The sequence below is a fragment of the Terriglobus roseus genome (genome assembly GCF_900105625.1).
Classification (GTDB): Bacteria; Acidobacteriota; Terriglobia; order Terriglobales; family Acidobacteriaceae; genus Terriglobus; species Terriglobus roseus_B.
On record NZ_FNSD01000001.1, the window covers coordinates 457,133 to 480,515 of the forward strand.

At 58.6% G+C, this 23,383-nt stretch carries 13 protein-coding genes; 3 read left to right on the forward strand and 10 right to left on the reverse strand.

All coding sequences use genetic code 11. The features are described from left to right. Entirely contained in the window at positions 1-555 is a 555-nt protein-coding gene (locus BLW03_RS01920) for a carboxymuconolactone decarboxylase family protein (RefSeq protein WP_074652100.1), read from the reverse strand. 213 nt (positions 556-768) lie between these two features. Between BLW03_RS01920 and BLW03_RS01925 the strand changes: the two genes are divergently transcribed. Beyond that, positions 769-1,341 carry a TetR/AcrR family transcriptional regulator gene (locus BLW03_RS01925; protein WP_244502181.1) on the forward strand — a complete coding sequence of 191 codons (573 nt, stop codon included), beginning with the start codon at positions 769-771 and terminating at the stop codon, positions 1,339-1,341. Between the two features lie 78 nt (positions 1,342-1,419). On the opposite strand, the gene coaBC is transcribed toward BLW03_RS01925, so the two are convergent. The 3 genes from coaBC to panB are packed head-to-tail and all read right to left on the reverse strand — an operon-like array spanning position 1,420 to position 4,459. Then, positions 1,420-2,697 (reverse strand): bifunctional phosphopantothenoylcysteine decarboxylase/phosphopantothenate--cysteine ligase CoaBC, encoded by a 1,278-nt coding sequence (gene coaBC / locus BLW03_RS01930; RefSeq protein ID WP_074652102.1) that lies wholly within the window; start codon positions 2,695-2,697, stop codon positions 1,420-1,422. Then, complete coding sequence (gene panC, locus BLW03_RS01935) at positions 2,694-3,560, reverse strand: pantoate--beta-alanine ligase (protein WP_074652103.1); 867 nt, start codon at positions 3,558-3,560, stop codon at positions 2,694-2,696. The genes coaBC and panC overlap by 4 nt, the downstream gene beginning before the upstream one ends. Then, a complete protein-coding gene (panB, locus tag BLW03_RS01940) occupies positions 3,551-4,459 on the reverse strand; it encodes a 3-methyl-2-oxobutanoate hydroxymethyltransferase (RefSeq protein ID WP_074652104.1) in 909 nt (302 codons plus the stop codon). Before panB ends, panC begins: the two co-directional genes overlap by 10 nt. Positions 4,460-5,135: 676 nt before the next feature. On the opposite strand from panB, the gene BLW03_RS01945 reads away from it, so the two are divergent. After that, positions 5,136-8,576 (forward strand): TonB-dependent receptor, encoded by a 3,441-nt coding sequence (locus BLW03_RS01945; protein WP_244501918.1) that lies wholly within the window; start codon positions 5,136-5,138, stop codon positions 8,574-8,576. A 74-nt stretch (positions 8,577-8,650) separates the two neighbouring features. Here the strand turns inward: BLW03_RS01945 and BLW03_RS01950 are convergent, their stop codons facing one another. Beyond that, positions 8,651-11,308, reverse strand: a complete 2,658-nt coding sequence (locus BLW03_RS01950; protein WP_139285063.1) for an alpha-L-rhamnosidase-related protein — start codon at positions 11,306-11,308, stop codon at positions 8,651-8,653. 322 nt (positions 11,309-11,630) lie between these two features. Between BLW03_RS01950 and BLW03_RS01960 the strand changes: the two genes are divergently transcribed. Beyond that, positions 11,631-14,252: a glycoside hydrolase family 3 C-terminal domain-containing protein gene (locus tag BLW03_RS01960; RefSeq protein ID WP_244501919.1), complete on the forward strand. Its 2,622-nt coding sequence runs from the start codon at positions 11,631-11,633 to the stop codon at positions 14,250-14,252. A gap of 70 nt (positions 14,253-14,322) precedes the next feature. Here BLW03_RS01960 and BLW03_RS01965 read toward each other — a convergent pair whose 3' ends face one another. The 5 genes from BLW03_RS01965 to BLW03_RS01985 form a co-directional block, all read right to left on the reverse strand. Beyond that, entirely contained in the window at positions 14,323-15,255 is a 933-nt protein-coding gene (locus BLW03_RS01965) for a diguanylate cyclase domain-containing protein (RefSeq protein ID WP_074652109.1), read from the reverse strand. Further along, on the reverse strand, positions 15,252-18,380 hold the full coding sequence (locus tag BLW03_RS01970; RefSeq protein WP_170834926.1) for a response regulator: 3,129 nt from the start codon (positions 18,378-18,380) through the stop codon (positions 15,252-15,254). Before BLW03_RS01970 ends, BLW03_RS01965 begins: the two co-directional genes overlap by 4 nt. A gap of 305 nt (positions 18,381-18,685) precedes the next feature. Next, positions 18,686-19,015, reverse strand: a complete 330-nt coding sequence (locus BLW03_RS01975) for a hypothetical protein (RefSeq protein WP_139285064.1) — start codon at positions 19,013-19,015, stop codon at positions 18,686-18,688. A 185-nt stretch (positions 19,016-19,200) separates the two neighbouring features. Beyond that, entirely contained in the window at positions 19,201-20,724 is a 1,524-nt protein-coding gene (locus BLW03_RS01980; protein WP_074652112.1) for a di-heme oxidoredictase family protein, read from the reverse strand. A 269-nt stretch (positions 20,725-20,993) separates the two neighbouring features. Continuing rightward, on the reverse strand, positions 20,994-23,345 hold the full coding sequence (locus tag BLW03_RS01985; RefSeq protein ID WP_074652113.1) for a winged helix-turn-helix domain-containing protein: 2,352 nt from the start codon (positions 23,343-23,345) through the stop codon (positions 20,994-20,996). Between the last annotated feature and the right edge of the window lie 38 nt (positions 23,346-23,383).

A 23,383-nucleotide genomic window follows, 5' to 3' on the forward strand; every position in this document is an offset into this window, starting at 1 on the left:
CTAAGCCTCAGCCTGAAACGCCGGATCAATTTCCGTCGGGGAAATGTGATCCACGTAATTGCTCATCGTCTTCAGTGCGACCCCGACCAGAACCTCAAGCACCTGATCCTTGCGGTACCCGGCGGCGAAGAAGTTGTCCAGCACCAGCGCGCTGACGTGTCCACGTTCCGCGACGATCTCTTTGGTCAGCACGATCAGCGCCGCTAACTTGGGATCGGATACAGCCGTGTTCGATCGCACCGCCGAGACAACCTCGGCCGGCACATGCAGGAAAGCTTTGAGTAGGGTGCTATGAGCCGCGGTGCAATAACCGCAATCATTCTCAACACTGGCGGACAGCAGGACGATCTGACGCTCCACTGGGTTCAAGGTGCCCTTGCTGAAGACTTTCTCCAGCGCAACATAGCCCTCGAGAATCGTGGGAGAGTTTGCGAACGCTCCAAAGAGGTTCGGAATGAACTTGAAGGACTTCTGAACGTCTGTCAGAACCGGACGGGACCGCTCAGGGGCGGTTTCCAACCCCACCGGCGGAAAGAGGGAGATCTGCTGATCCATACAATTGTTCCTTTCGAATAACGACAAGACAGACACGTCTGTCTCTCGCCTCTCAGAGTATAGACAGACTTGTCTGTCTCGAACCGAAATACTTCAATCCTATTGCAGGAAAATCTGCTTGTTCCCAACATGGAAGCCTTTCCGATTCACGATTCCTCCGTGCGTTCGATAAGATATAGACAGACTTGTCTGTCTTAGGAGACACTGGCCTTGATGCAGGCGCAAAAGCCATCCGATCCGCGCGAGAGAATTCTCGAGGCTGCCGATTACCTCTTCTATAGGGAGGGTGTGCGTGCGACCGGCACCGAGAGGATCATGGCTGAATCCGGGGTAGCGAAGGCGACGTTCTATCGACACTTCCCAAGCAAAGACGACCTCGTGGTCGCGTATCTCGCATGCCGCGACCGCTCGTTCTTTGAAGCTGTCGACAGTCCTGCCCCGCCGAAGGATATCCACGAGGCGTTAGCCAGGATCGAACGCGTGATCAACCATCCCGACATCATCGGCTGCCCGTTCCTTCGGATCGCATCCGAATACCCGGATACCGCGCACCCGTTCCATCGCGTAGCGACCGAACACGAGAACAGGTTTCATGCCTATCTGACGAATCTGCTGGAACCTATCGCCATCGACAGGCAGGCGGCGGCAGCGGCGATGCTCAGTGTCATCGATGGTGGACTCACGACAAGAATGCTCTTCGGCAAATCAAGGGAGATCCCGATACTCGCCCCCGCTGAGGCAGTCTTGAAGAGCTTCCAGACGACGCGAACGAAACGCCGCACTTGATGCCGGTTGCCAAGTGCGCAGCGAGCGTGGCAGCCCAGCGTTCTCCTAAAAAGGCTGCCCGGCAAAGTCGTTGCAGACTTACCCTGAGAAAATCGGGTCAAGCGAACTGGGACTTCGCGCTAAGGGGACATCAGTGCCAGGTGTCACCGATTCTTTTCTGACACCATGTAAATGGTCGAGTATTCGTCCTGCCATCGACCGCTTTGAGGCGCGGTGCAACCTGACTTCCCCGCCCTCCCAAAGAATTACGCCCGCATTGTCATCAGACTCGAAGCCTGTGTCGCTTCCGGAGACATCGTTGGCTACGATCATGTCGACGCCTTTCTCGCGGAGTTTTCGCCTTCCCTCTTCGAGTATGTTCTCGGTCTCAGCCGCGAAGCCAACCACCAATGTCCCTGCAGCGCGGGCTTGAACAACCTGCCGGAGGATGTCCGGCGTCTGCGTGAGTTCCAGGGTCAGGCTCGCCTGCTTCTTGAGTTTTCGCGTCGCGGGTGAGACCACGCGATAATCCGAAACGGCAGCCGCCATAATAACCATCGATGCTCGATCTAGCTGCGTAAGTACCTGCTGCTCCAACTCAGAGGCCGTCGTGACCCGCAGATGATCACAGCCCACAGGTACGGGGATGGCGGTTGATGCACTGATGAGAATCACCTTCGCGCCGCGCGCGAGTGCAGACTCGGCGAGTGCAAAGCCCATCTTCCCGCTCGAGCGGTTCCCGACGTAGCGCACGGCATCAATCGGTTCACGCGTCCCTCCCGCAGTGATGAGGATGGTCTCTCCGGCCAAATCAGATGTGCGTTGTCCAAGCTCAAAGACGTGATCTGCGATCTGCATCGGCTCTGCCATGCGCCCATCGCCCACCATGCCACACGCGAGTTCCCCACTGCCCGGCGCGACGATGTGGACGTTTCGCTGTCGCAGGGTCACTAGGTTCGATTGCGTTGCGGGGTGCGACCACATGTTAGAGTTCATCGCTGGCGCAATTATGATTGGCATCTTCGCGGCCAGGCATACCGAAGATAAGAGATCATCCGAAAAACCATGGGCCATCGTCGCAATGAAGTTCGCAGTCGCTGGAGCGATCACCAGGAGATCGGCATCCTGCGTGACACGGATATGCTCGATGTCGAAGCCATGGGCTTCATCGGTTGCAACATCGCTATTCACAGGTTGCCATAGAGACGTCATGACCTGTTGCCCGCTGAGTGCCGCGAAGGTCAATGGCGTTACGAAGCGCTCTGCATTCGCGGTCATGATCACCTGCACGGTTGCGCCTCGCCTTCGCAACTCACGTGTTAGTTCGGCGGACTTGTAGGCAGCGATGCCGCCACACACTCCCAGCAAAATCTTCACGACGTAGCCTCTCCCAGGTCAACGATGCAGTTGTCGACCAGACGTGTCTTGCCAACCCACGCTGCCACCGCAACCAGAGTTTCGGGCAGAAGTTCTTCGACACTCTCCAACGTCTCCGGATGCACGAGATCCGCATAGTCGACTCGCAATGAACCAGAAGACTTCAGGTCTCCCATCATGCTGCTGCGAAGGTGCGCAACGCTTCGTTCACCGTTCGCGACCGCATCCTCGACATGACGAAGGGAGCGCGACAGTGCCTGTGCATCCCTTCCTTCGCATTCGGTGAGATAGCGGTTCCTGGAACTCATCGCCAGCCCGTTGTTCCTGCGGACTGTTGGACACACAACCACTTCCAGTCCGTAGTTGAGATCGCGCACCATGGCGCGCAACACGGCGACTTGTGCGGCATCCTTCTGCCCAAAGAAGGCATAGTCCGGCTGGACGATGTTGAAGAGCTTGCTGACTACCGTGGCGACGCCGCGGAAGTGCCCTTGTCGCGACGCACCATCCAGCCGCCCGCCGATCTCCGGGACATCTACGACGGTTTGCATCGCCGTGGGATACATCTCGGCCGGTGTAGGAGCAAACAGGATGTCGACTCCTTCCTGTTCGAGGAGCGTGCAGTCTTCTTCGAAGGTACGTGGATAACGTGCGAAGTCTTCCGTCGGACCGAACTGCAACGGGTTAACGAAGATGCTTGCCACCGTGCGATCACAGCGCTCGCGTGATGCGCGCACAAGGGACAGGTGCCCCTCGTGCAGCGCACCCATCGTCGGCACCAACCCTAATGATTGTTCGACTACGCCTCGTTGATATCCCCTGCAAGCGGAGCGCATTTCCATGGGCGAGGTCACTATCCGCATACGACGACCTCATTGGCGCGTAAAGCGTCCGTCACTTGCAGCGATACGCCTTTGGGCATGTGATAGCTTTCGGCATCGTTAGGAAAAGTCTTTTTTGTCACCGCATCGCGATAGCTTCGAAGGCCTAGCTCAAGGAACTGTCGACCGTTCCCGAAGGAGCGTACAAACTTCGGTCGCTTCGCGAAGGACAGTTCGAAGAGATCATGGAAGACAAGGATCTGACCATCGCAGTCTGGGCCGGCCCCGATACCGATGGTCGGGATTGTGAGCAGCGCTGTGATCTGCGCTGCAAGCTCACGGGGGATGCCCTCGAGGACCAGGGCGATCGCCCCCGCCTGCTCGAGTGCCAGGGCATCCGCGCGTAGCTGATCGGCCGTCGCTTCCGACCGTCCTTGCACCTGGTAGCCACCCATCCGGTACACCGACTGCGGCGTGAGGCCGATGTGGCCCACCACGGGTATCTCCGCTGCTGTAAGCGCTCGCACGCGCGACGCCTGTGTTGCGCCACCTTCCAACTTCACCGCCTCGGCTCCAGACTCCTTCACAAGGCGCAGGGCGTTGCGCAAGGTGTCCTCCACGGAGACCTGATAGCTGCCGTATGGCATGTCGACAACAAGCATGGCGCGTTCCACACCACGCCTGACAGCGCGGGCATGATGCAGCATGTCATCCATGGTGACGCTGAGTGTGTTGTCGTAGCCAAGGACAGCCGTGCCGAGGGAATCCCCCACCAGAAGTAAGTCGATGCCAGCCTCATCCACAAGGCGCGCCGTTGGGTAGTCATAGGCTGTAAGGGCTGTAATGGGGGTGGCAGCTTGCTTGCTTCGCAGCAGCGCTTGCGGCGTGACCTTTGTCACGCTCCTGGGACGTAGAGCGTCCCGCACTTCCGTAAGACTCATCTCTTCTCCAGTGCCACTTCGCACTGATGCGCGAATGCAGCCCGTTGCCAGCAGTATAGCGACTATGCACCACGAAATGCATGTACCAGCGCCTGCACTACAGCCAGCCTGGCCGACGGAAGATGTAACGCAAGGCTAAAGCCACGTCTTCCCATTGCAGTAAGCCGTTCAAGATGTCGGTCGCCTGTTCGAGTCCCATCGTCCCCACCACTCAAACGCTGATCAGCAGACGAACGAATCCAAATTCGATACAAGCGCAGTAGAAGGCTCACGTCGCGTGCTTGGGCTCCAGCATCTTTGTCTAGCAAGAGCATCTCCACGACATTGCTCTCTGCCTCCGGGTGTCTGAGTGCCCTCGCCTGTGTGGTCACACCTACCTTTTCGTGCGTCGACATGCAAGTCGCACATGATGCCTTCGTGCCATGCCCGCGCTGTAGCACAACAGCGCCGTATAACGCTGCAACGAAAAGCGATCAGCGAAGGTTGCACCCGCTGGTCATGTCATCACCGATCATGGTCTTGCTACGACATCTTGCGCAGCAGAGCCTCAACGTCTTGACTTGCATTTCCCGCATAAGTAGAAAGCCCTAGTCTCGGAAACGCCACTCAAAGACGTTCCGAAATCTAAAGCCGATTCGTTCGCCCTTCTGGAGGCAGTATGTTTTGCAAACGATCCTTGGCGAGGCCACTCATTGTGGCTTCGTTCGTGCTCCCGCTCGCCCTGAGCGCAGTTGCACAGTCTGACAGTTCCTCGCTGTCAGGCACCGTCACCGATGCGTCGGGCGCGTTGATACCGAACGCGAAAGCGACCATTCACAATGAAGCAACCGGTTCCGACAATGTGGTCACGACCAACGCAAGCGGCAACTTTGTTGTTCCGAACGTGCGGCCAGGCGCATACACCGTAAAGATTGAAGCCGCAGGTTTCCAGATTTCTACGCTCAGCTCTGTCGCTGTTGATCCGAGCATCGGCAAGCATGTCGATATCGTCCTGAAAGTCGGTGACACTGGCGTATCTGTCAATGTTGAAGCGAACATCAATACCGTTCAGACAGAGAGCGCGGTTGTCGGTCAGCTCGTCACGCAGGAGCAGGTCAAAAGCATCCAGCTCAACGGCCGCAATCCGATGTACCTCGCGCAGATGGAGCCCGGCGTTGTAAGAAATTCACCGATGGCCGCTTTCTCCTTCGGTCTCGACAACGGCCTGAACATCGGAGGCGCTCGCAGCCAGGAGAGCCTGCTGACATTGGACGGCGCCCCCATGGTCCGCACGCGGTCGAACGGTACCTCGGTCGGTGTGGCAGATGTCGATAGCACGTCTCAGGTCCAGATCCTCACCAGCAGTTATCAAGCGGAGTACGGTCGCTCCGCTGGTGGTCAAGTCCGCATGGTGCCGAAGAGCGGCACCTCGGAATTCCATGGCTCCGCATTCGAGTACCTGCGTAATAACTTCTTCAACGCCAACCTCTGGCAGCGGAAATTGCCCGGCAATGCCCTCAACATTCAACAGCATCCCCAGTCGTTCCGGTACAACCAGTACGGCTTCAACATCAATGGACCCGGTTATATTCCGGGCTTCATGAACAAGAGCAAGACGCATCTGTTCTTCCTGTTCGGCCAGGAATATACAAAGTACGTTCAGGATGAGACGATATTCCGCAAGGTCCCCACAGCGCTCATGCGTACGGGCAACTTCAGTGAGTTGCTTGGACCGAATATCTTCTACAGCGGCGTGCAGCAGATCGTAGACCCGACAACCGGGGTGCCCTACGTCAATAACACGATTCCAGCGGCACAGCTTAGTGCCAACGGTCTTGGCCTGCTCCGTGCGTTTCCTAATCCAAACGCTTCCGGCAGCAACTACAACTGGCTTGACTCTGCGCCGAACATCCAGAACCAGCGCAAGGATACGCTCGTCGTGGATTGGATTCCCTCTGACCCGCACCGCATCCGCTTGAGCATCCTGAACTACGCGTTCAACCAGGTGTCTCCCCACAACGGCAACTTCAATCTGCTGCCGCAGCTTTGGCAACGCCCGAACCAAATTGCCGTTTTGCACTACTCGTGGACGATCAATCCATCGATGGTGAACGAAGCAATCGCCTCTGCAGCGTCAGATCATGTAACGATCGACATCGATCAAACAAAGGGCGGTGCGGACCGCACTGCATTCGGAATCAATTACCCCTACTTGTATTCACCAGCAACGAAAAATATCCCTAACAAAATCCCGACGGTCCAGCTGCCTAACTTTGACCTTCTGGACGGTACGCCATATCCCTCTCGATCGGGCGGTATCGTTTACAGCTTCGCTGACAATCTGACGAAGGTATGGGGTAATCACACAACTAAGTTCGGCGTCGTTGCGGAGTATTCCGGCGAGAACAACTTCGATCAGATCACCGTGTCGAATACACCGGGATCCACCAACAACCAGAACGGTAAGTTCACTTTCACCGACACCCGTACCGGGGGCACTACCAGCAATGCCGGCGTTGCCAATGCCGCTTTGGGTCTCTTTGACTCGTACGGCGAGATCGGGCAGCGCTCCTACACGCTGTACCGCTCCTGGATGTACGAAGGCTTCGCCCAGGATTCATGGCACGCCACATCGAAATTGGTGATCGAAGCCGGCCTGCGTTACAGCTGGTACAACCCCTACTACGCTAAGTGGGGAAACCAGTCCGTGTTCAGCCAAAAGGACTACAACTCAGGAATTGCCGCAACTGTAAACCCGGTGACGGGCGTCGTAACCGGAACTGATCAACAGCGCCTGAATGGTGTTGTTATTCCCGGCAGCGGCTTCCCCAGCAGCGCAAACGGTCACGTCTCAACCGACATTCTTGCAAACGGGTACGCGTACCTCTTCCGCGGCTACAGCAGCCAGTACTCCCCCACGGTCAAGACGAATATTCAGCCACGCCTGGGTCTCACCTACCAGTTGCATCCTGGCATGGTCCTGCGCGCAGGTGGTGGCCGCTACGTCCAGCGTCTCGGGATCACGGACAATGTCTTCACGGGCGGCAACACACCGTTCCAGCCTTCATCGACCGTACAGCTGGGTCGCGTGGATTCACCGGGCGGCGCGGGAGCGAACAACTTCCCTCTGAACTACTCTTCGCAGGCTTATAACTATCCCAGCCCCGAAGCCTACAACTGGAACCTGACTCTTGAGCAGGAAGTACCTGCCCTTGGCGTATTAACCATGTCATACGCCGGCCGCAAAGGCATCCACCTTGAGAACATCCTGAATGCCAACCAGCTTCAGCCGGGAACAGTGCAAGCGAACCCCGGAATTAATCAGGATGCGTTACGACCGTACAAGGGCTTCTCTAACATCAACCAGGCAACAAACACAGGCGCATCAAACTACAACGCGTTGCAGGTTAACCTGCGTCGACGCCTCACGAAGGGGTTGCTCTACGGTGTGGCGTATACCTGGTCGCGTTCGTTCGATTTCGGTTCGAGCAACGGAACGAATCTTCCGAACGCCTTTGACAAAAACATCAATTACGGTCGCAGCGACTTTGACGCCACCCATGTGTTCCTGGCGAACTTCGTTTACAACATCGACCAGTTCAATCATTCGGAACACCTGATCAATCGCGCGGTGCTCGGTCGTTGGCAGTTCTCTGGAACTCTTCAGGCCCAGACCGGACAACCGCAAAACGTAACGACCAGCGTCGACTTCGCCGGTGTTGGACCCGGTTCGGGCGCGCAGATCATCCCGATCATCAAAAAGGTGCAAACGATCAAGGGCTTTGCGGGCCAGACCGGGACGCAAAAGTGGTTCGACACCTCTGCGTTCGTGACCTCCAATGCAGTTCTGACCTCTCAATACGCGGGTAAGTTCGCTGGGCGAGGTTCACGTAACCAGATCATCGGTCCCGGGTTCCAAAGCTATAACGCCGCTCTCAATAAGAGCTGGACGCTCGTCCCCGGACATGAAAATACGGCACTCACCTTCCGCGCCGAGGCCTTCAACCTGCTCAATCATCCAACGGCAGACAACCCGGACGTCGGATACACTTCGGGAACTTTCGGCGAGAGCACCACGAAGGGTCAGACTTACGGCGCAGATCGTCAGTTCCAATTCAGCCTGCGCCTTGGGTTCTGACGAAAGACAACGCTCCACACTCTAGGGTTCCGCTCATGGCGGAACCCTAGCTTTATGCCCGGCTGCGTCAGCTCTCAGTCTGCTCGAAATGTAAGGACTCGACCGCTGCATTGGTAGTTCCCCTCCTGGGTTCGCGAGCAACTTACAGGAATGTGAAGGTTCCGTGAGCGATCGGCAGGTGCAAGCTCCGCTGGCAGCGTGATGACTGCAGAGCTTCCAACCGGAAGTCGTATCGCGAGTCGCCTGGCTTGCGGCTTCCACGAGACGAACACCGCTCCCTTGGGGGTCATGGTCGTGCCCTCCACCAATTTCAAGCCACCGCTTTGCGGCTTGATCTGGAGCAAGCTGCCACCCGGCTGCGAAATCCTTACGCCAAGAAGACTGTCATGAAGCCACACAAGGGCCACGGAGTTCCATCCGTGGGATCCCGTAGGATCCAGAGGCTGGGCAGGGTTTGGCGTTCCGTCCTGCAAGCCAAGATCTTCACGACTGACCCAGTATTCCGGTAGTGGGCCGCCCCACGGTCCCTGAAGAATCACAGGGTTCAGGTTCCGCGGATCGCCCGGAAGGTAGGGTGCGAATCGTTCAAGCAGGTGCCGCACCGCCCGGTTCGCGTCACCCGCCAAGGTAAGTGCGTTCAGCGAACGATACAGATAGGTGGGGTTGTTCCAACGATCAACCTTGTCGGTAGGATTGCCGTCCGGCGCAGAGAAGCTGTAGTCAAGATCAGAAGCTGCTTCTTCCGGTGTAAGCAAGCCCCCTTCAATCGCCATCGCCTGTGCGGCCTGACTGTATCCTCGCGTCACATCCGTGCGCCCGGGAGCAGCGACGTCGTCCACATGCAACGGCACCTTTCCGGAGCCAGGAACCAAGTGGTCGCGGCGGAATGCTGCGAGCATACGATCGTGCATCTTCGTCCATGCCACCGCATGATCGTGATCACCGATCGCTTCCGCCATCGCAATGGACAACGTCAGCCGTTGAATAATCTGCGCGGACGCGATGCCGCTTGATTGCCCCTGCGCTGCATGAGAACCAATACGGATGTCGGCAAAGACATTGCTGTCACGCCAAAGCCCCGTTCCATCGACCTTAGACAGCACCAGGTCCCACCACTTCACAACCTTCGGCCAGTAGAGGACCATGCGCGATGTCTCACCCGTCCACAGGTAGTCGTCGTAGAGCGCGCCAACCCACTCGGCAGACCAGTCCGCATTGGACAGGATGGGATAGTTACTGGGAGGAAACGGATGGAGATGGCCGTCCGCGGTCTGGCTTTCTGATGCAAGCCGCAGAAATAGCTGGCGAAGCCTGACATCGCCGAACCACTGCGCAGCGAGTTGTGCGCGCAGTCGTGCATCCTCCAGCCACATGCCGTCCTCTCTGCCAGGCGTATCGACGTAGGTGTCGCTCATCGAGACAATGGCGTGCTCCAGGCTGAGGCGCACCACAGCATCCAGACGCTTGGCGCCACTGTGAAAGCTTCCCTTCACGTCCGTTGGATATTGCGAGCTGATGAAGCCCGCCTGCCGCACACGAAACACGCCGTCTTTGGGGAAGTAGAGATGCACCGTGAGCCAGCGGGCCGTGCGTTCCTCCGGAAACTCGACATGTTGCGCACCTGCTGTCGCGTAATAGCGATCGATGTACCCCTTACCAACGATGGCCTCCGGATTGATCCAACCGTTGGTGTCCACCAGGAATTTACCCGTAAGCGGCGATCGATTGAGCTCACCGTATGCAAAATCAATCGTCGGAGCGGTGCCCTGCGCAGTTGCTGATAGGAAGGGATACCCGTGGACGGGACGGCCAAAGTCGAAGGTGATGTAGCGAGTCTCTCCGGCATGCCCTCTCACTTCGATCGCATGGGTCTCTTCCCCGAAGGGTCGGACCATCGCTTGGGCGCCGAAGGGATGATACTCGCCGTGAAGGATGGCAGATCCAATTGCAACGGGATCGTTTCGCTCCACGTGTGGCTCGATGACGGTTCCCTGCGCAAGAAGGAGCCGCGGCAGAACCGGTCGCTCGCGCTGGCCGGGCGTTCCACTTGGCAAGGGATGTGCCGGCCACGGGCCGTCGGTGACGACTTCGGCATTCGTCCACTTGGACTCGTCGAAGTCCTTGGTGAATGCGAACGCTGGCGGTATGAGAGCACCGTTGACAAATTGTGCGAAGCGTATGCGGTGGTCGCCTGCGCCATCCGTACGCGCTGAAACACCTACGATCTGCTTTTCATTCGCCGCGAACTCATCGGCGTGCCGCACCTTCCATCTTGCGTCAGAGCTTACCCATGAGGACGCCACAAAAACACCAGCGTGTTTGCAACCGGTGCGTTGAAAGGCGACGATTGGACCCCAACTGTGATTCAGGATCACCACCGTATTCACACCGACATGCAGCAGGCCGCGTGCGTCGATGGTTTCCGTCGTGATCAGCGGCTCGGCGTACCGCGTAACCTTTCGACGGACGATGGTGCCGTTGATCCACACGTGCGCGTTGCTGTCCGCGGCGACATGCAGCGTGGGATCCGCAGGTAGCGAGGCAAGATTCACCTCGCGCCGGAAATAGGTGAACGAATTGGTGGGGCAAGGGGAACCGCTTGGTGTCGAGATCCAAACCGCGCTCGATGGGCTGGCGTCCTGCGCGGTCATAGCCATCGATGTCCCTGAAACAAACAAGAGGGACACGGCCAGCACACGCGCAGCCTGGTGCTGCAAGAAAGACGTTCTCAAGGACGCCACCTCCCTTTTGCCGTAACTTTGGCTCGTCCGATGATCGTAAGCGAAATGGCCAAATGACAGACTTCCACGCCAGGCCCTGCGAACCGCACGGGTGTGCTCCGTGCCAATCTTGCGCACATTGGAGACATTTGTGAGTAGTCACGCAAAGGAACGAAACCGGGTGTCACGACATGACACACCAGACCCTTCGCGAGGAGTTGCGTAAGCGGCGGTTCCATGGGCTCTGCCTTCTCGACCCCTGACGCTGTCGCGCGACCGCTTCCATGTTGGAGAATGCAGTATGTGTTTCAGGCAGAGATTCCCCAACGCAAGATTGCTGCTGGCTTCTATCGGTCTGCTGATCGGCAGTACCCTTACCCAGGCCCAGACACCTGCTGTCTGCTTCAGCGAGCAGTCACAGGAGGCAATTGATCGCTCGATCGATGCGCTCATTGCGAAGATGAGTATTGCAGAACGCATTGCGCAGCTGCAGGATCGTGCTCCGGCGATTCCGCGGCTGAATGTTCCCGCCTACAACTGGTGGAATGAGGGTCTGCACGGACTTGCCCGCAACGGGTATGCGACGGTCTTCCCGCAAGCGATCGGCCTTGCCGCCACGTGGGATGCGCCGTTGCTGAAGCAGGTCGGCGACACGGTGTCGACCGAAGCTCGCGCGAAGTTCAACGCTCGCGAAGAGAAGGACTCGCCGCGTTATGGCGGCCTCACGATGTGGTCACCGAACGTGAACATCTTTCGCGACCCACGCTGGGGGCGCGGGCAGGAGACCTATGGCGAAGATCCTTACCTGACGGCCACGCTAGCGACAGGTTTCGTGCAGGGTCTCCAAGGAGCCGATCCGTTCTATCGCAAGGCCGACGCGACACCCAAACACTTCGCGGCACACAGCGGTCCAGAGGAGGGTCGCGACAGCTTCAATGCTGTCGTATCGCCTCACGATCTTGCCGACACCTACCTGCATGCCTTCCATGTGCTCACAGGTCAGGCGAACGCTGCCGCGCTGATGTGCTCCTACAACGAAATTAATGGAACACCCTCCTGCGCGAGCGCTACGAATCTGCAGAGCATGGTGCGGCAGGATTGGGGTTTCAAGGGGTATGTCGTATCAGACTGCGATGCCGTCGGAGACATCTCTGCCTACCATCACTATGCTCCCGATAAAGCCCACGCTGCTGCCGCAGCTCTGAACGCTGGTGTTGACCTCGATTGCGGCAAGACTTATGCCGCTTTGCAACAGAGCCTGGAACAACACCTCGTAAGCGAGGCCACGTTGAACCTTTCGCTGCATCGACTTTTTCTGTCACGCGTGAGACTTGGCATGATGGATGCGCCATCGTGCTCTCCCTATGGGCAGATTGCCACCTCAGAGATCGACTCCGCAGCGCATCGTGCATTGGCACTGCGTTCGGCGGAAGAGTCCATTGTGCTTCTGAAGAATGACGGCACGCTGCCGTTACACGCAGCGACGGAGCGCATCGCAGTGATCGGTCCCACAGCTGACACGCTGAAGGTTCTGGAAGCCAACTATCACGGAACGGCGCGCAACCCAGTCACGCCTTTCGACGCCCTCCGATCATCGTTCGCGCACGTGGAGTACGCCCAGGGAAGCCTGCTGGCGGAGGGGGTCTCCGCACCGGTGCCACGCGATGCCTTACGGCTCAACCCGAATGAAGACGCGGCGCGCGGGCTTCACGCCGAATACTTCAATGCAGGGATGCCGGGCGGTGCGCCAGTCGAGGAAGCGACTGTCGAAAGGGTGGAGTATGACATCGATCGTGTCGCACTCACCCCAGCGCTGACCTCGAAGCAGTACAGCGCCCGATGGACCGGCTTCCTTCTACCTCCGGCGTCAGGGCAATACGTGCTACGCGTTAATGTCGAGCGGTGCTGGGATTGCAAGACTCATGACAGCTTCGCTTTGTATATCGACGACAAGCTTGTTCTCGATAACCGTGGGGAGAAGGCCGATCCAGACCGTGTGTCTCTGAATTTTGCGGATCAGAAGTCGCATGCCCTGCGATTGGAGTATCGCCACACCGGTGAGGATGAAGGCGTCGCGCTGGAATGGGAACCGCCCGCGTCTGCTCTGTTGGAACAGGCCGTGAAAACAGCCTCCAAGGCAGATGCGATCGTGGCCTTTGTGGGCTTATCACCTGACTTGGAGGGCGAGGCACTCCAGGTGAAGTTGAAAGGTTTTAACGGTGGTGACCGCACCAGTCTGGACCTGCCGGAGGCTCAGCGCACGCTGCTCCGCCAACTGCAGCAGACTGGCAAGCCATTGATCGTGGTGCTCACTTCCGGCTCAGCGGTCGCATCCGGCGACGAAGTGGAGAAGGCCAAGGCGATGCTGGAAGCCTGGTATCCCGGCGAAGCAGGCGGAGAGGCCATTGCGAACATCCTGTCCGGGAAATCCAACCCCTCCGGACGGCTGCCCATTACCTTTTATCGCTCCGTCTCCGACTTGCCACTTTTCGCCGACTACAGCATGGCCCATCGCACCTACAGGTACTTCGATGGTCCGGTCCTATACCCCTTCGGTTTCGGTTTGAGTTATAGCCGCTTCCGCTATGGTGCCGTTCGCCTCACGAGCTCGACCGCGAGCAGCACCACACAGATTACTGCCCTCGTGAAAGTAAGCAATACCGGGCGTGTCGCTGGTGGAGAAGTTGCAGAGCTTTACCTGCAACCACCGCAGCAGCGCGGCGCACCGCGACTGGCGCTCGAAGGTGTGCAGCGCGTCACATTGCAGCCGGGAGAGGAACGCGAACTCTCCTTCATCCTGACACCGCAGCAAATGGGGACCGTGAATGACAGCGGCCAACGCAATCTGAATGCTGGAAGGTACCGGATCTATATTGGCGGATCCCAGCCATCGCTCAAAACACGGAACGCGGGAAGATCGTTTCAGGTCAAGCGCACGGAGGCGCTGACGCCTTAGAAGCAATCGGTCATCACGGTGGAGATTTCGAAACGGCGGGGACTGCGCAGGCTGCCGCCTGCACGTCACCTCAATTCCAGAGGGTCATCAGTTCTGCAACGGCTACGACAGCCTGGTCGCGGCCGTTGCGCTTGCCTTGGTAGAGCAGGCGATCTGCCTCTTCCACGACCTCTTCCGGCCGCCGGTTCACCATCTCCGGTACGACCGGCAAGGCTCCGCAACTGATCGTTAGATACAACGGACCCGCGCTGGTCTGCACCGGCACCGATCGTACCGCCTCGCAGATCCGCGCGCTGACGCTGGCCAGGTGCTCTGGGCCGCAGCCATCCAGCAGCAGCAGAAATTCCTCGCCACCGTAGCGTCCCACGGCACCCTTCCGCACGTTGCTCCGCAGCCTTGACGCAACCTCGCGCAACACTTCGTCCCCAACCGTGTGACCGTAGGTATCGTTGATCAGCTTGAAGTGATCCAGATCGCACAGCATCACGCTGAATGGTTCCGAGGGGAGGATTGCCCTATCCATCTTGTTCGCCAGGAACTCAAAGATTGCGCCGCGGTTCAGCAGTTGCGTCAGCGCATCCTGCGTCGCATGCACACGCATCTCCTCATGCGCCTCGACCAGGATGTCTTCCAACTGCAAGATCCGCCGCCCCGTTCGCAGCCGCGCGAGCAGCTCTTCTGGATGACAAGGCTTCGTCAGATAATCATCCGCGCCCGCCTCAAGTCCAGCGACCAGGTCCTCCTTGGAATCCTTCGATGTAAGCAGCGCAATGTAGATGTAAGCCTTCCGCAGTCCACTGCGGATCGCACGGCAGACCTCAAGCCCGCTGAGCCCCGGCATCGTCCAATCGAGCAACACCAGCCGCGGTCCGTCTTCTTTCGACAGGATCTGGATCGCCTCCAAACCGTCCTTCGCCGTAACCACCTCGAAGTCTGTCGTTCGCAGCATCCGCTGCATCAGCAGCCGGCTTACCGCATCATCGTCTGCCACAAGGATCTTCACCGAAGCGACTCCTGGCAGAGCTGCTGCAGCGCCCTCACCACACGCGGCATCTCCTTCTCTAATTGGGGGATAAGGTCGGAAGCCGCGGACAGATCAGAGGCGCTGCCGAGATGTTCGAGCTGCGCTGCAAGCGCCGCGCCGCGCGTCGCCGCCAAGTTCGCGAGCGCCCCCTTCAGCCCATGCGCCGCCCGCCGAAGCGCATCGCCGTCTCCGCAGGCAACCGCGTCGCGCAAGGCCATCAACTTCTCCGGGTAGTCCTGTTCAAACGTCTCGGACAGTTCCGCGACAAACTCCACGTCCCCATCTATCCGCTCCAACAGGTCCGTCGCATCAACGACCTGCTCCTCTCTTGGCTCTGCGGCGTCATCTGCCATCGCCGCCGCTTTGCGGGCCGTGTACGTCTCCAACACGGTATCCAATTCCTGCGGACGGATCGGCTTCGACAGGTAGCCATCCATATCTGCAGCCATGCAGCGCTCGCGGTCGCCCTTCATGACCAGTGCAGTCATAGCCACAATGGACAGACGCTCGCCCGTTTCAACCTCGCGTGCACGAATCGCCGTCGTCGCCTGGATACCGTCCAGCTCTGGCATCTGCACGTCCATCAGCACCAGGTCGTACCGCTTGCTTTCGCTTGCCTCAACCGCTTCGCGGCCATTGTTCGCGACGACGACCGTATGCCCGCGCTTCTGTAACAAGCGAACCGCCAGCTTCTGGTTCACCTCGTTGTCTTCCGCCAAAAGGATGTTCAACGAACGTGCAGCGGGCAGATCCGCCACCAGCGTCGACTGCGTAATCATGCTCTTATCCTTCTTCCGATCCGTGCTGCCACCCAGCGCACGTGCAATGGCATCCTGCAATTCCTGCCGTCTCACCGGCTTCAACAGGTAAGCCGAAATCCCAAGCTGCTCACACCGATTCGCGTCGCCGTGGTGCCCACCTGAAGACAGCATCATCACCGTCGGCAGCGCCAACGATGTGTCCTGCTTCATCTGTTGCACCACCATAAAGCCGTCCATCTTCGGCATATGCATATCCGTCAGCAGCAGACGGTACGGCGAGCCTTCGAGTCCCGCTGCATGCAGCATCGCCAGTGCCGTGTCGCCCTCAGGAGCGCTTGTGACCTCCATACCCCAGAGCCGCAGAAGCCCTTCAAGAATCCGCCGATTCGTCTTGTTGTCGTCGACGATCAGGACCTTCACGCCTGCCAGCAGCGGTAAGGGTTGTGGAACGACGGCTGTCGCCGTGGCATCGGCCACCCGTGGCAGCGGAACCATGAAGTGAAACTGAGATCCTTTGCCTGGCGTGCTTTCGCACCAGATACGGCCCCCCATCAGTTCCACCAGCCGGCGCGAGATCGTCAAGCCCAGCCCGGTACCGCCATATTGCCGCGTGGTCGAAGTATCAGCCTGGCTGAAGGATGCGAAGATGCTTTCCAGTTTCTCCGGCGAAATGCCAATCCCCGTGTCACTGACGATGAAATACATCTGGTCCGGCCCTTCGCTCGGATCTGCCATCGCCACATGCAGCGACACTTCTCCGCTGCCTGTGAACTTGATTGCATTCCCCACAAGGTTCACGACGATCTGCCGAAGCCGTCCCGGGTCACCAAGCACCACGTCCGGCAGGTCCACACTGACGTCGCAGAGCAGTTCCAGACCCTTTTCATCAGCTCGCAGTGCCAGCGTCTTCAACGTCGTCTCGACACACTCACGTATGTCGAAAGAAATCGTCTCCAGATCCACCTTCCCGGCTTCGATCTTTGAGAAGTCCAGAATGTCGTTGATCACCGTCAGCAGAGAGTCCGCGGAAAACTTGACCGTCGTCATGTATTCGCGTTGCTCGCGGCTCAACTCTGTTTCGAGCGCAAGATCGGTCATGCCGATCACGCCGTTCAAGGGCGTCCGGATCTCATGACTCATGTTGGCCAGGAACTCGCTCTTAGCGCGATTCGCGGCTTCCGCAGTGATCCGGGCCTCTTCCATATTCCGCTCGGCCAGTTTGCGCTGCGTCACGTCATGCACAAACGCCGCGAACATCTTCTTCTCGCCCACCGCAATGGCAGAGACAGCCATCTCCGCAGGAAACACGATGCCCGTCCGATGCAGTGCCAGCACCTGCATCCGACCGTGCAGACCGCCATCCGCATCCATTGCGGAAAAGTCCAGTGCTGTTGCGCCGTCGGTTTCCGACCGCAACAATCCCGACACCGGCCTGCCAATGATCTCGCCCGCGTTCCATCCGAAGGTTTGTGTTGCCTGGTCGTTCCAGTCCGTTACCAGGCCGTTCTCTGAGATACCGATGAACGCATCGAATGCCGCACGCACAATGCGCCGGTAACGCTCCTCGCTGCTCTCCAATGCTTCTGCGTGGCTGGAAAACCTGCGGTCGATGAATGCCGACAGGTAAACCAGGCTCAACAGCACCACCGTCACCAGCACGATGCTCGCGGTGCCCAGGTCAGAGATACCGACCGCATGCCGCAAACGGTCCGAAGCCATCGGTGCGCGCATAAACGACACGGCCGCCATTCCCAGGTAGTGCATCACGGGAATCGCCAGACCCATCACAATGGCGCTCACGCTCTTGCGCCAGCTGAACATCGACCGAATATGCCTGGAAGCGAAGGTCAACCGCAGGGCGACAAAGGAAATGACCACCGCAGCCACGACCGACAACGCTACCAGCGTCATGTTGTACATGGGCTCAGCGTCCATACGCATCGCAGCCATTCCCGTGTAATGCATGGCCGCAATACCGCCGCCCATGAACAGACTGGCAACGCCGGTCGCGATCCACCCCAGGCCACGGCGGCTCACCATATACAGAGCCAGCGCCGAAGCCAGCACAGCCGCCAGCATGCTCAGCAGCACCGTCGGCCAGTCATACAGCACCGGCATATCCATCCGGTAGCCGAGCATTCCGATGTAGTGCATCGACCAGATGCCGATGCCCATCGCCATCGATCCGCAAGACAGCCAGGAAAAGCGTGCTCCTGCGGTTCTGGTGGACGTCACTCGTCCCGCAAGGTCAAGGGCGGCATACGCCGACAGGATTGCAATGCCGATGGAAAGAAGCACAAACGAAAGCTGAGACTGTCCATGCATCATGAGTTCACTGTTCACAATCGCTCCACATCCGCGATGCCACAGTCCAAGGGAGAAAATTTGTTCCAAATAACCCATCACTCTATCGGCGATTCGGCATCTAAATCGCCCGCGTTAAGCAGACCCGCAGGACTACCTCACACAATACGGTGCCTTCAGCACAATGTGAGTACACCGATGGTGTTATCTACAGGACACTTTCTTCCCACAGTGCATCGAGACTGGACGGATCGGCTTCGTCGGTGAGCAGCACGCACGAGGGACATCGACCCCACCCCACCATCCAAGGCGCCGCCGCTACCAAGGATCGTGTACACCGGCTCTTACGGGGTCGGAGTTGCCGTTCGCCTGTACACACCTACATTCGTTACCGACACGCCCGTAGAGTCTGAGGAGATCGTCGTGATCGTCATTGTCCGACCATCATCCGACAGGGTGCGCTTGCTCGTCGCAGCCACTTGAAATGCGTTGCGATAGGTGGCAATCACGGCGGCTCCGTCTCGCTGAAGACTTACGGGAAGCAGGATGCTCTTGCTGCCTGTTACCATGGCGGGCTTGCCGTCATAGTCGGCTGTGTAATCCACGTCGAATGGCTCGCCTGCCATCGGCTGCGTATGCGAGTGATAGTGCACTCCACGAGCTTCCCGTGTCATCTCAATGGTCATTTCCCTGGGGCACGTCTTCCCGGGATAATGCGATAACTCCGGCTCAAGAATCCACGTCCCTAAAAAAGGGTCCGAGGCACCTCCAGCGCCTCGGACTTGTGAAGGACTTAATGTCAGTAGAAAAAACACGACGGCAGTCGGAAGTTTCATAAGGACTCCAGAAAACCCCAACATCAAAGGGCCCTCAGAAACTCCAGGATGGATTGCTTATCGACTTCCGGCAGTCTGTTGAAGCGACTGACAGTCCCGTTCGCCTCCGAGAAGCCATACTTCGCAGAGTCGCGATCCTTTGCAGGGTTATCGCCGCCGTCGAAGCCGGGGAATGAGAAGTGGTCCTGGATGGCGGTCATCAGGTCGGACGTGCGTCCGTCGTGCAGGAAGTAGATACGCTGCCCCAAACCCCAGAGTGGCGTGGTCCGAAACTCATCGGGACCAGCATTCCCCTGCACAATGTTGTCCGCCAGAGTCGCGCCCATGTGGTGCACCAGCAGATCGGAGTACAGGTTCACCGTCTGCCCGCGGAGAGCCACGGTATGCGCACCGACTTCATCCCACTGGCCGGACGGGTTGGCCGTGCCGGGCGTCTGCATGGAAGGCGTGTGGCAGAAGGCGCAACCGACCTCCTTGAACAACTGCTTCCCGCGCGAAGCAGAGGCGGTCATCGGAGCGGGCTGCGGAGCGTCCACAAAACGCATGAACTCTGTGAACATAAGCCACGCGGGCATGATCTTCAGGGGATTGTTGTAAGACACTGCGTCGGTGCGCGGAACATCAAAGGGCTCGTAGGCTTTGTTGCACTCGGGATCTTCGTTGCGGGCGATCGGAAACAGATCGTTGCTGATGCCCATCTCCACGTTGTACGCTTCACCGGCGAAGACTGTCAGCGAGGCATTTTGTGCCTTCCATCCGAAGCGGCTGATCGTTCCGGTGTTCGGGTTGATGTTGGGACGACCCTCGATACCAAGCGACCGCTTCTCGTCGCGGTCGGCACGCATATTCTCCCGAATGGTCGAGTCCTGAATCGATTCAATCAGCCCAAGTCCGAAGAGCTGCAAGGGAATGCGAAAGGCCAGATTGCGCTCCTGCATCTCCCTATCGAAGTCGGGCTGCTGCACTCGGCAGGCCGCCGGAACGTCTGATCGACCCGCGAGGGTGAACAAGCTATGGACGCCACCGTCCCGTGCGCCATTCTTTCCAAACTTGAACCGCACCTCGCGGAAGGCGCCGTTGCGTTCCTCGAAGCTGGGCACGGTATTGTTCGCACCCATCCTGCCAGCCACCTCGAAGGCAGCGTTCTTCCGCTGGGCACTGCCACCGATGGCAGGCTGGGAGTGGCAGGTGAAACACTGGTCTGCGTTGAAGACCGGCCCCATACCCGCCGAGTTGACGAGCTTCTTGGGCGAGAACGGATTGCTCGGATCGGGATCGAGCGGCAGCACGCCCTGGGGCTGCTGCACGCAGGTGTCGCAAGTGCCCTCAAGCTCCGAGACACGAAGCAGACTTTCCGTGAACAGTGCGATCTCGTTCGCGTTCAAGTTAGGAACAGGATTCGGAATCGCGCTCTTCGGATTCGGGCGCGGCCCGGGATCGCGCGCGCGGAATCCCGGAGGTGTGTGCTGGGCGAATGCCGGCGTGAGAGACGAGGCAGAGAAGAGCAGCAGGAACAGAGGACGCAAAGCGCGACGGACAGGCTTCACAGGTCGAACTCCTTGGAATGGCCTTCTCCCTGGAGCATCTCGATGACATTAACGGGACGCGTGAGGCGCAAGCGAAGACCCGGAGTTGTCGGTGCTGGAGGGATGAATCGACAATGCCTCGCAGCGATCCTTTTCGCTCTTAGAAAAGTCCTCTGTTTCTCTTAGGTTTTTATTAGCCGTTCTAAGTCGATGAAAACAAGGAGGCGCGGAGCCGGTGAGCAGACAGACCGGACATGAACCGCGGGCAACCTACGATTCCATGGGCGTGCTTAGAGTTGAGAGCGACCCCGTGTCGCTTGTTGGAGTATCGGAAATCCAGGATCTGCACCGCTCAAGCGCTGCAAAAGAGCCTGGTAAGTGCTCTTCGCATCCTCTAGCCTTCCTTCCGCGACGTAAGCCTTCGCCAGATTCAGCTGAACGACATTCAACAGCGGGTCATTCAGCACCAGGCCGGGATGGTCGGCTATCTTTTGAAATTCCGCAGCAGCGTCGGACGCCTTTCCTATCGCCATAAATGCCTGGCCACGAAGGAAGACTGCGTCCAGCGGCAGGCTCATTTCAAATTGCGAGGTTCGTTGAAGCAACTCAATCGCCTGCTGCGGCTGTTTGTGGGCCAGCGCGAGGGCTGCCTGGATGGAAGGGACATAGTCGCGGGTAACGAGCGTGTCCTCGGGAAATCGCCGGCGGAGATCCGAGACCAGCTTCCCAGATTCGTCATCATGGCCGGTCATCGCGAACACCAGCGCGGCGGGGTATTCAACACTACGCCCGTTCGATAGCCCAAGCGCAGCACGAGCTTCCTTCACAGCCAACTCTGGGTAGCCGTAGAGTGCGTCTGATATCGCTTCCGTCGCGGTAAGCTCTGCCTCAGCCTCTGGCTTTGAGTTGCGCCGCGTGATGCTCACGGCCTGCTCCTGAAGAGCCTGCGCCTGAGACATCCTTCCTGCTTGTGCCATCGTGGCGGCTCTGTAGTGCAACAACCAGGGATTCGTAGGCGCCGCATCGGACGCCCGCTTCATGCCTTCCGGATCATTTTTCAGAAAGGCCATCCGATAGGCCGTACTGACAAAGCCGGGCAGAAAGAGCTTTCGCTGCGATGCCTGCCGCAACACCTGCTCGGCCTCGCCGACACGATTGAGAGCGATCAGATTGACCGCGGCATTCCGGTAACCCACCACGAAATCGGGATCGATAGAGATCGCGTCCTTCGCTTCTGCCAGGGCTCTTTCATACTGGCCGTACGCGGGGTACACCATCCCGGACAGGAAGACCCGCGGGTAAACATCGCGTGGATACAGCTGGATCCACGCCTCGCAGGCAGCCTTTGCCTTCTCAAGATTTCCGCTGACCAAAAGTTCGTAGGAGACATCGATCGAGAGTTGCTCGCGATAGCTTGCACGTTGACGCAAACCATAGGCTGTCTGCGTACTCTGGATCGCAGACGTCTCCTGACCGAGGTCGGCATACATCCGCCCCAGCCACACATGCGCTTCGGCAAACTCCGGATCCAACTCGGTCGCTTGCAGGAATAACGGCACGGCTGCGGCACTGCCCTTCGCATTGAAGATATTCATGCCCCGGCTAAAGGCCTTTAGCGCGTCGAGCGACGAAGTAGTCGCCTCGGCAAGCGGTGTATCCAGATCGTGGATGGACGTCCGAGCCTCCCCAATACGGGTGCGGAAGCGCGTTGAGATCTGGCTGAGGGCGTTCAGCGCATCTTCTTTTCGTGCGATCTGGACCTGTTCCGCCTCCAGGTTCTCGCCCGTGCTGCAGCGTCTGGCCTGCAGGCTGATGACATACTCATTCCCCAACCTGGAGATGGAGCCATTGAGCACCACGGTCCCGCCGATCCGTTGGCAGAGCTCCCGGCCAACCTCCAGTGTGAGCGGAGCGTCGCTCTGCAAGCCCATTAATTTGAGCGTGGTCCGTATCTGACTATCGCTTGCCAGTCGCAGAACGGGCGACTGTTCCAACTGCACCAGCGTCCCCTGACGAAGCGCATAGTCGAAGACGGGGTCTCCCGTAGTGTTGGCAAAGTCAGCAAGGACGATCGTGTCTTTCGTACTGAACGCCGCCGCCCGATGCCTCTGATAAAAAAGGAACGCCACGAGGCCCGCGACGAAGAGTGAGGCCGCAACGGCGAATGCCACAGGTGCTTTTCGCTTCGGCGGGATCCCGGATGCTTGCCTTTCCGGACGAATATCCGCGGCGGGCACATCAGCAGAGGGAGCCGTGGCTTCCTCGAACGTGGACTGTTCAACGAGCGTCGCAGGGGCAGGATCCGGGCCCACTTCCGGGGCTACATCCATCGGACGGACTGCGACCTCTGCAATGAACCGGTAGCCGCGCGTGGGTACCGTCTCGATGTACCGTGGCACGCGCGGATCGTCCGCCAGATGCTTGCGGATCACGGCAATGGCCCGCGTCAAGGTCGTTTCCTCGACGTAGGTGTCTTTCCAGACAGCCTCGAGGAGCGCCTTCTTTTCCATCAGCTTGCCCTGGTTCTTGACCAGAACAAAAAGCACCTGAAGTGCACGCGGCTCAATCGACAGGCGCCGGCCGTCACGGCTGAGGGAGAATTCCTGCTCGCTGAGCTCAAAAGTGTCAAACAGATAAAGCATCGGGGCCTCTCACCGTAAGCGCCTCAGAAAAATCTCAC

Coding starts and splice junctions, on each gene's coding strand:
- BLW03_RS01920 (WP_074652100.1), bottom strand. CDS start 555: ATGGATCAGCAGATCTCCCTCTTTCCGCCGGTGGGGTTGGAAACCGCC.
- BLW03_RS01925 (WP_244502181.1), top strand. CDS start 769: ATGCAGGCGCAAAAGCCATCCGATCCGCGCGAGAGAATTCTCGAGGCT.
- panC (WP_074652103.1), bottom strand. CDS start 3,560: ATGCGGATAGTGACCTCGCCCATGGAAATGCGCTCCGCTTGCAGGGGA.
- panB (WP_074652104.1), bottom strand. CDS start 4,459: ATGAGTCTTACGGAAGTGCGGGACGCTCTACGTCCCAGGAGCGTGACA.
- BLW03_RS01975 (WP_139285064.1), bottom strand. CDS start 19,015: ATGACACGGGAAGCTCGTGGAGTGCACTATCACTCGCATACGCAGCCG.
- BLW03_RS01985 (WP_074652113.1), bottom strand. CDS start 23,345: ATGCTTTATCTGTTTGACACTTTTGAGCTCAGCGAGCAGGAATTCTCC.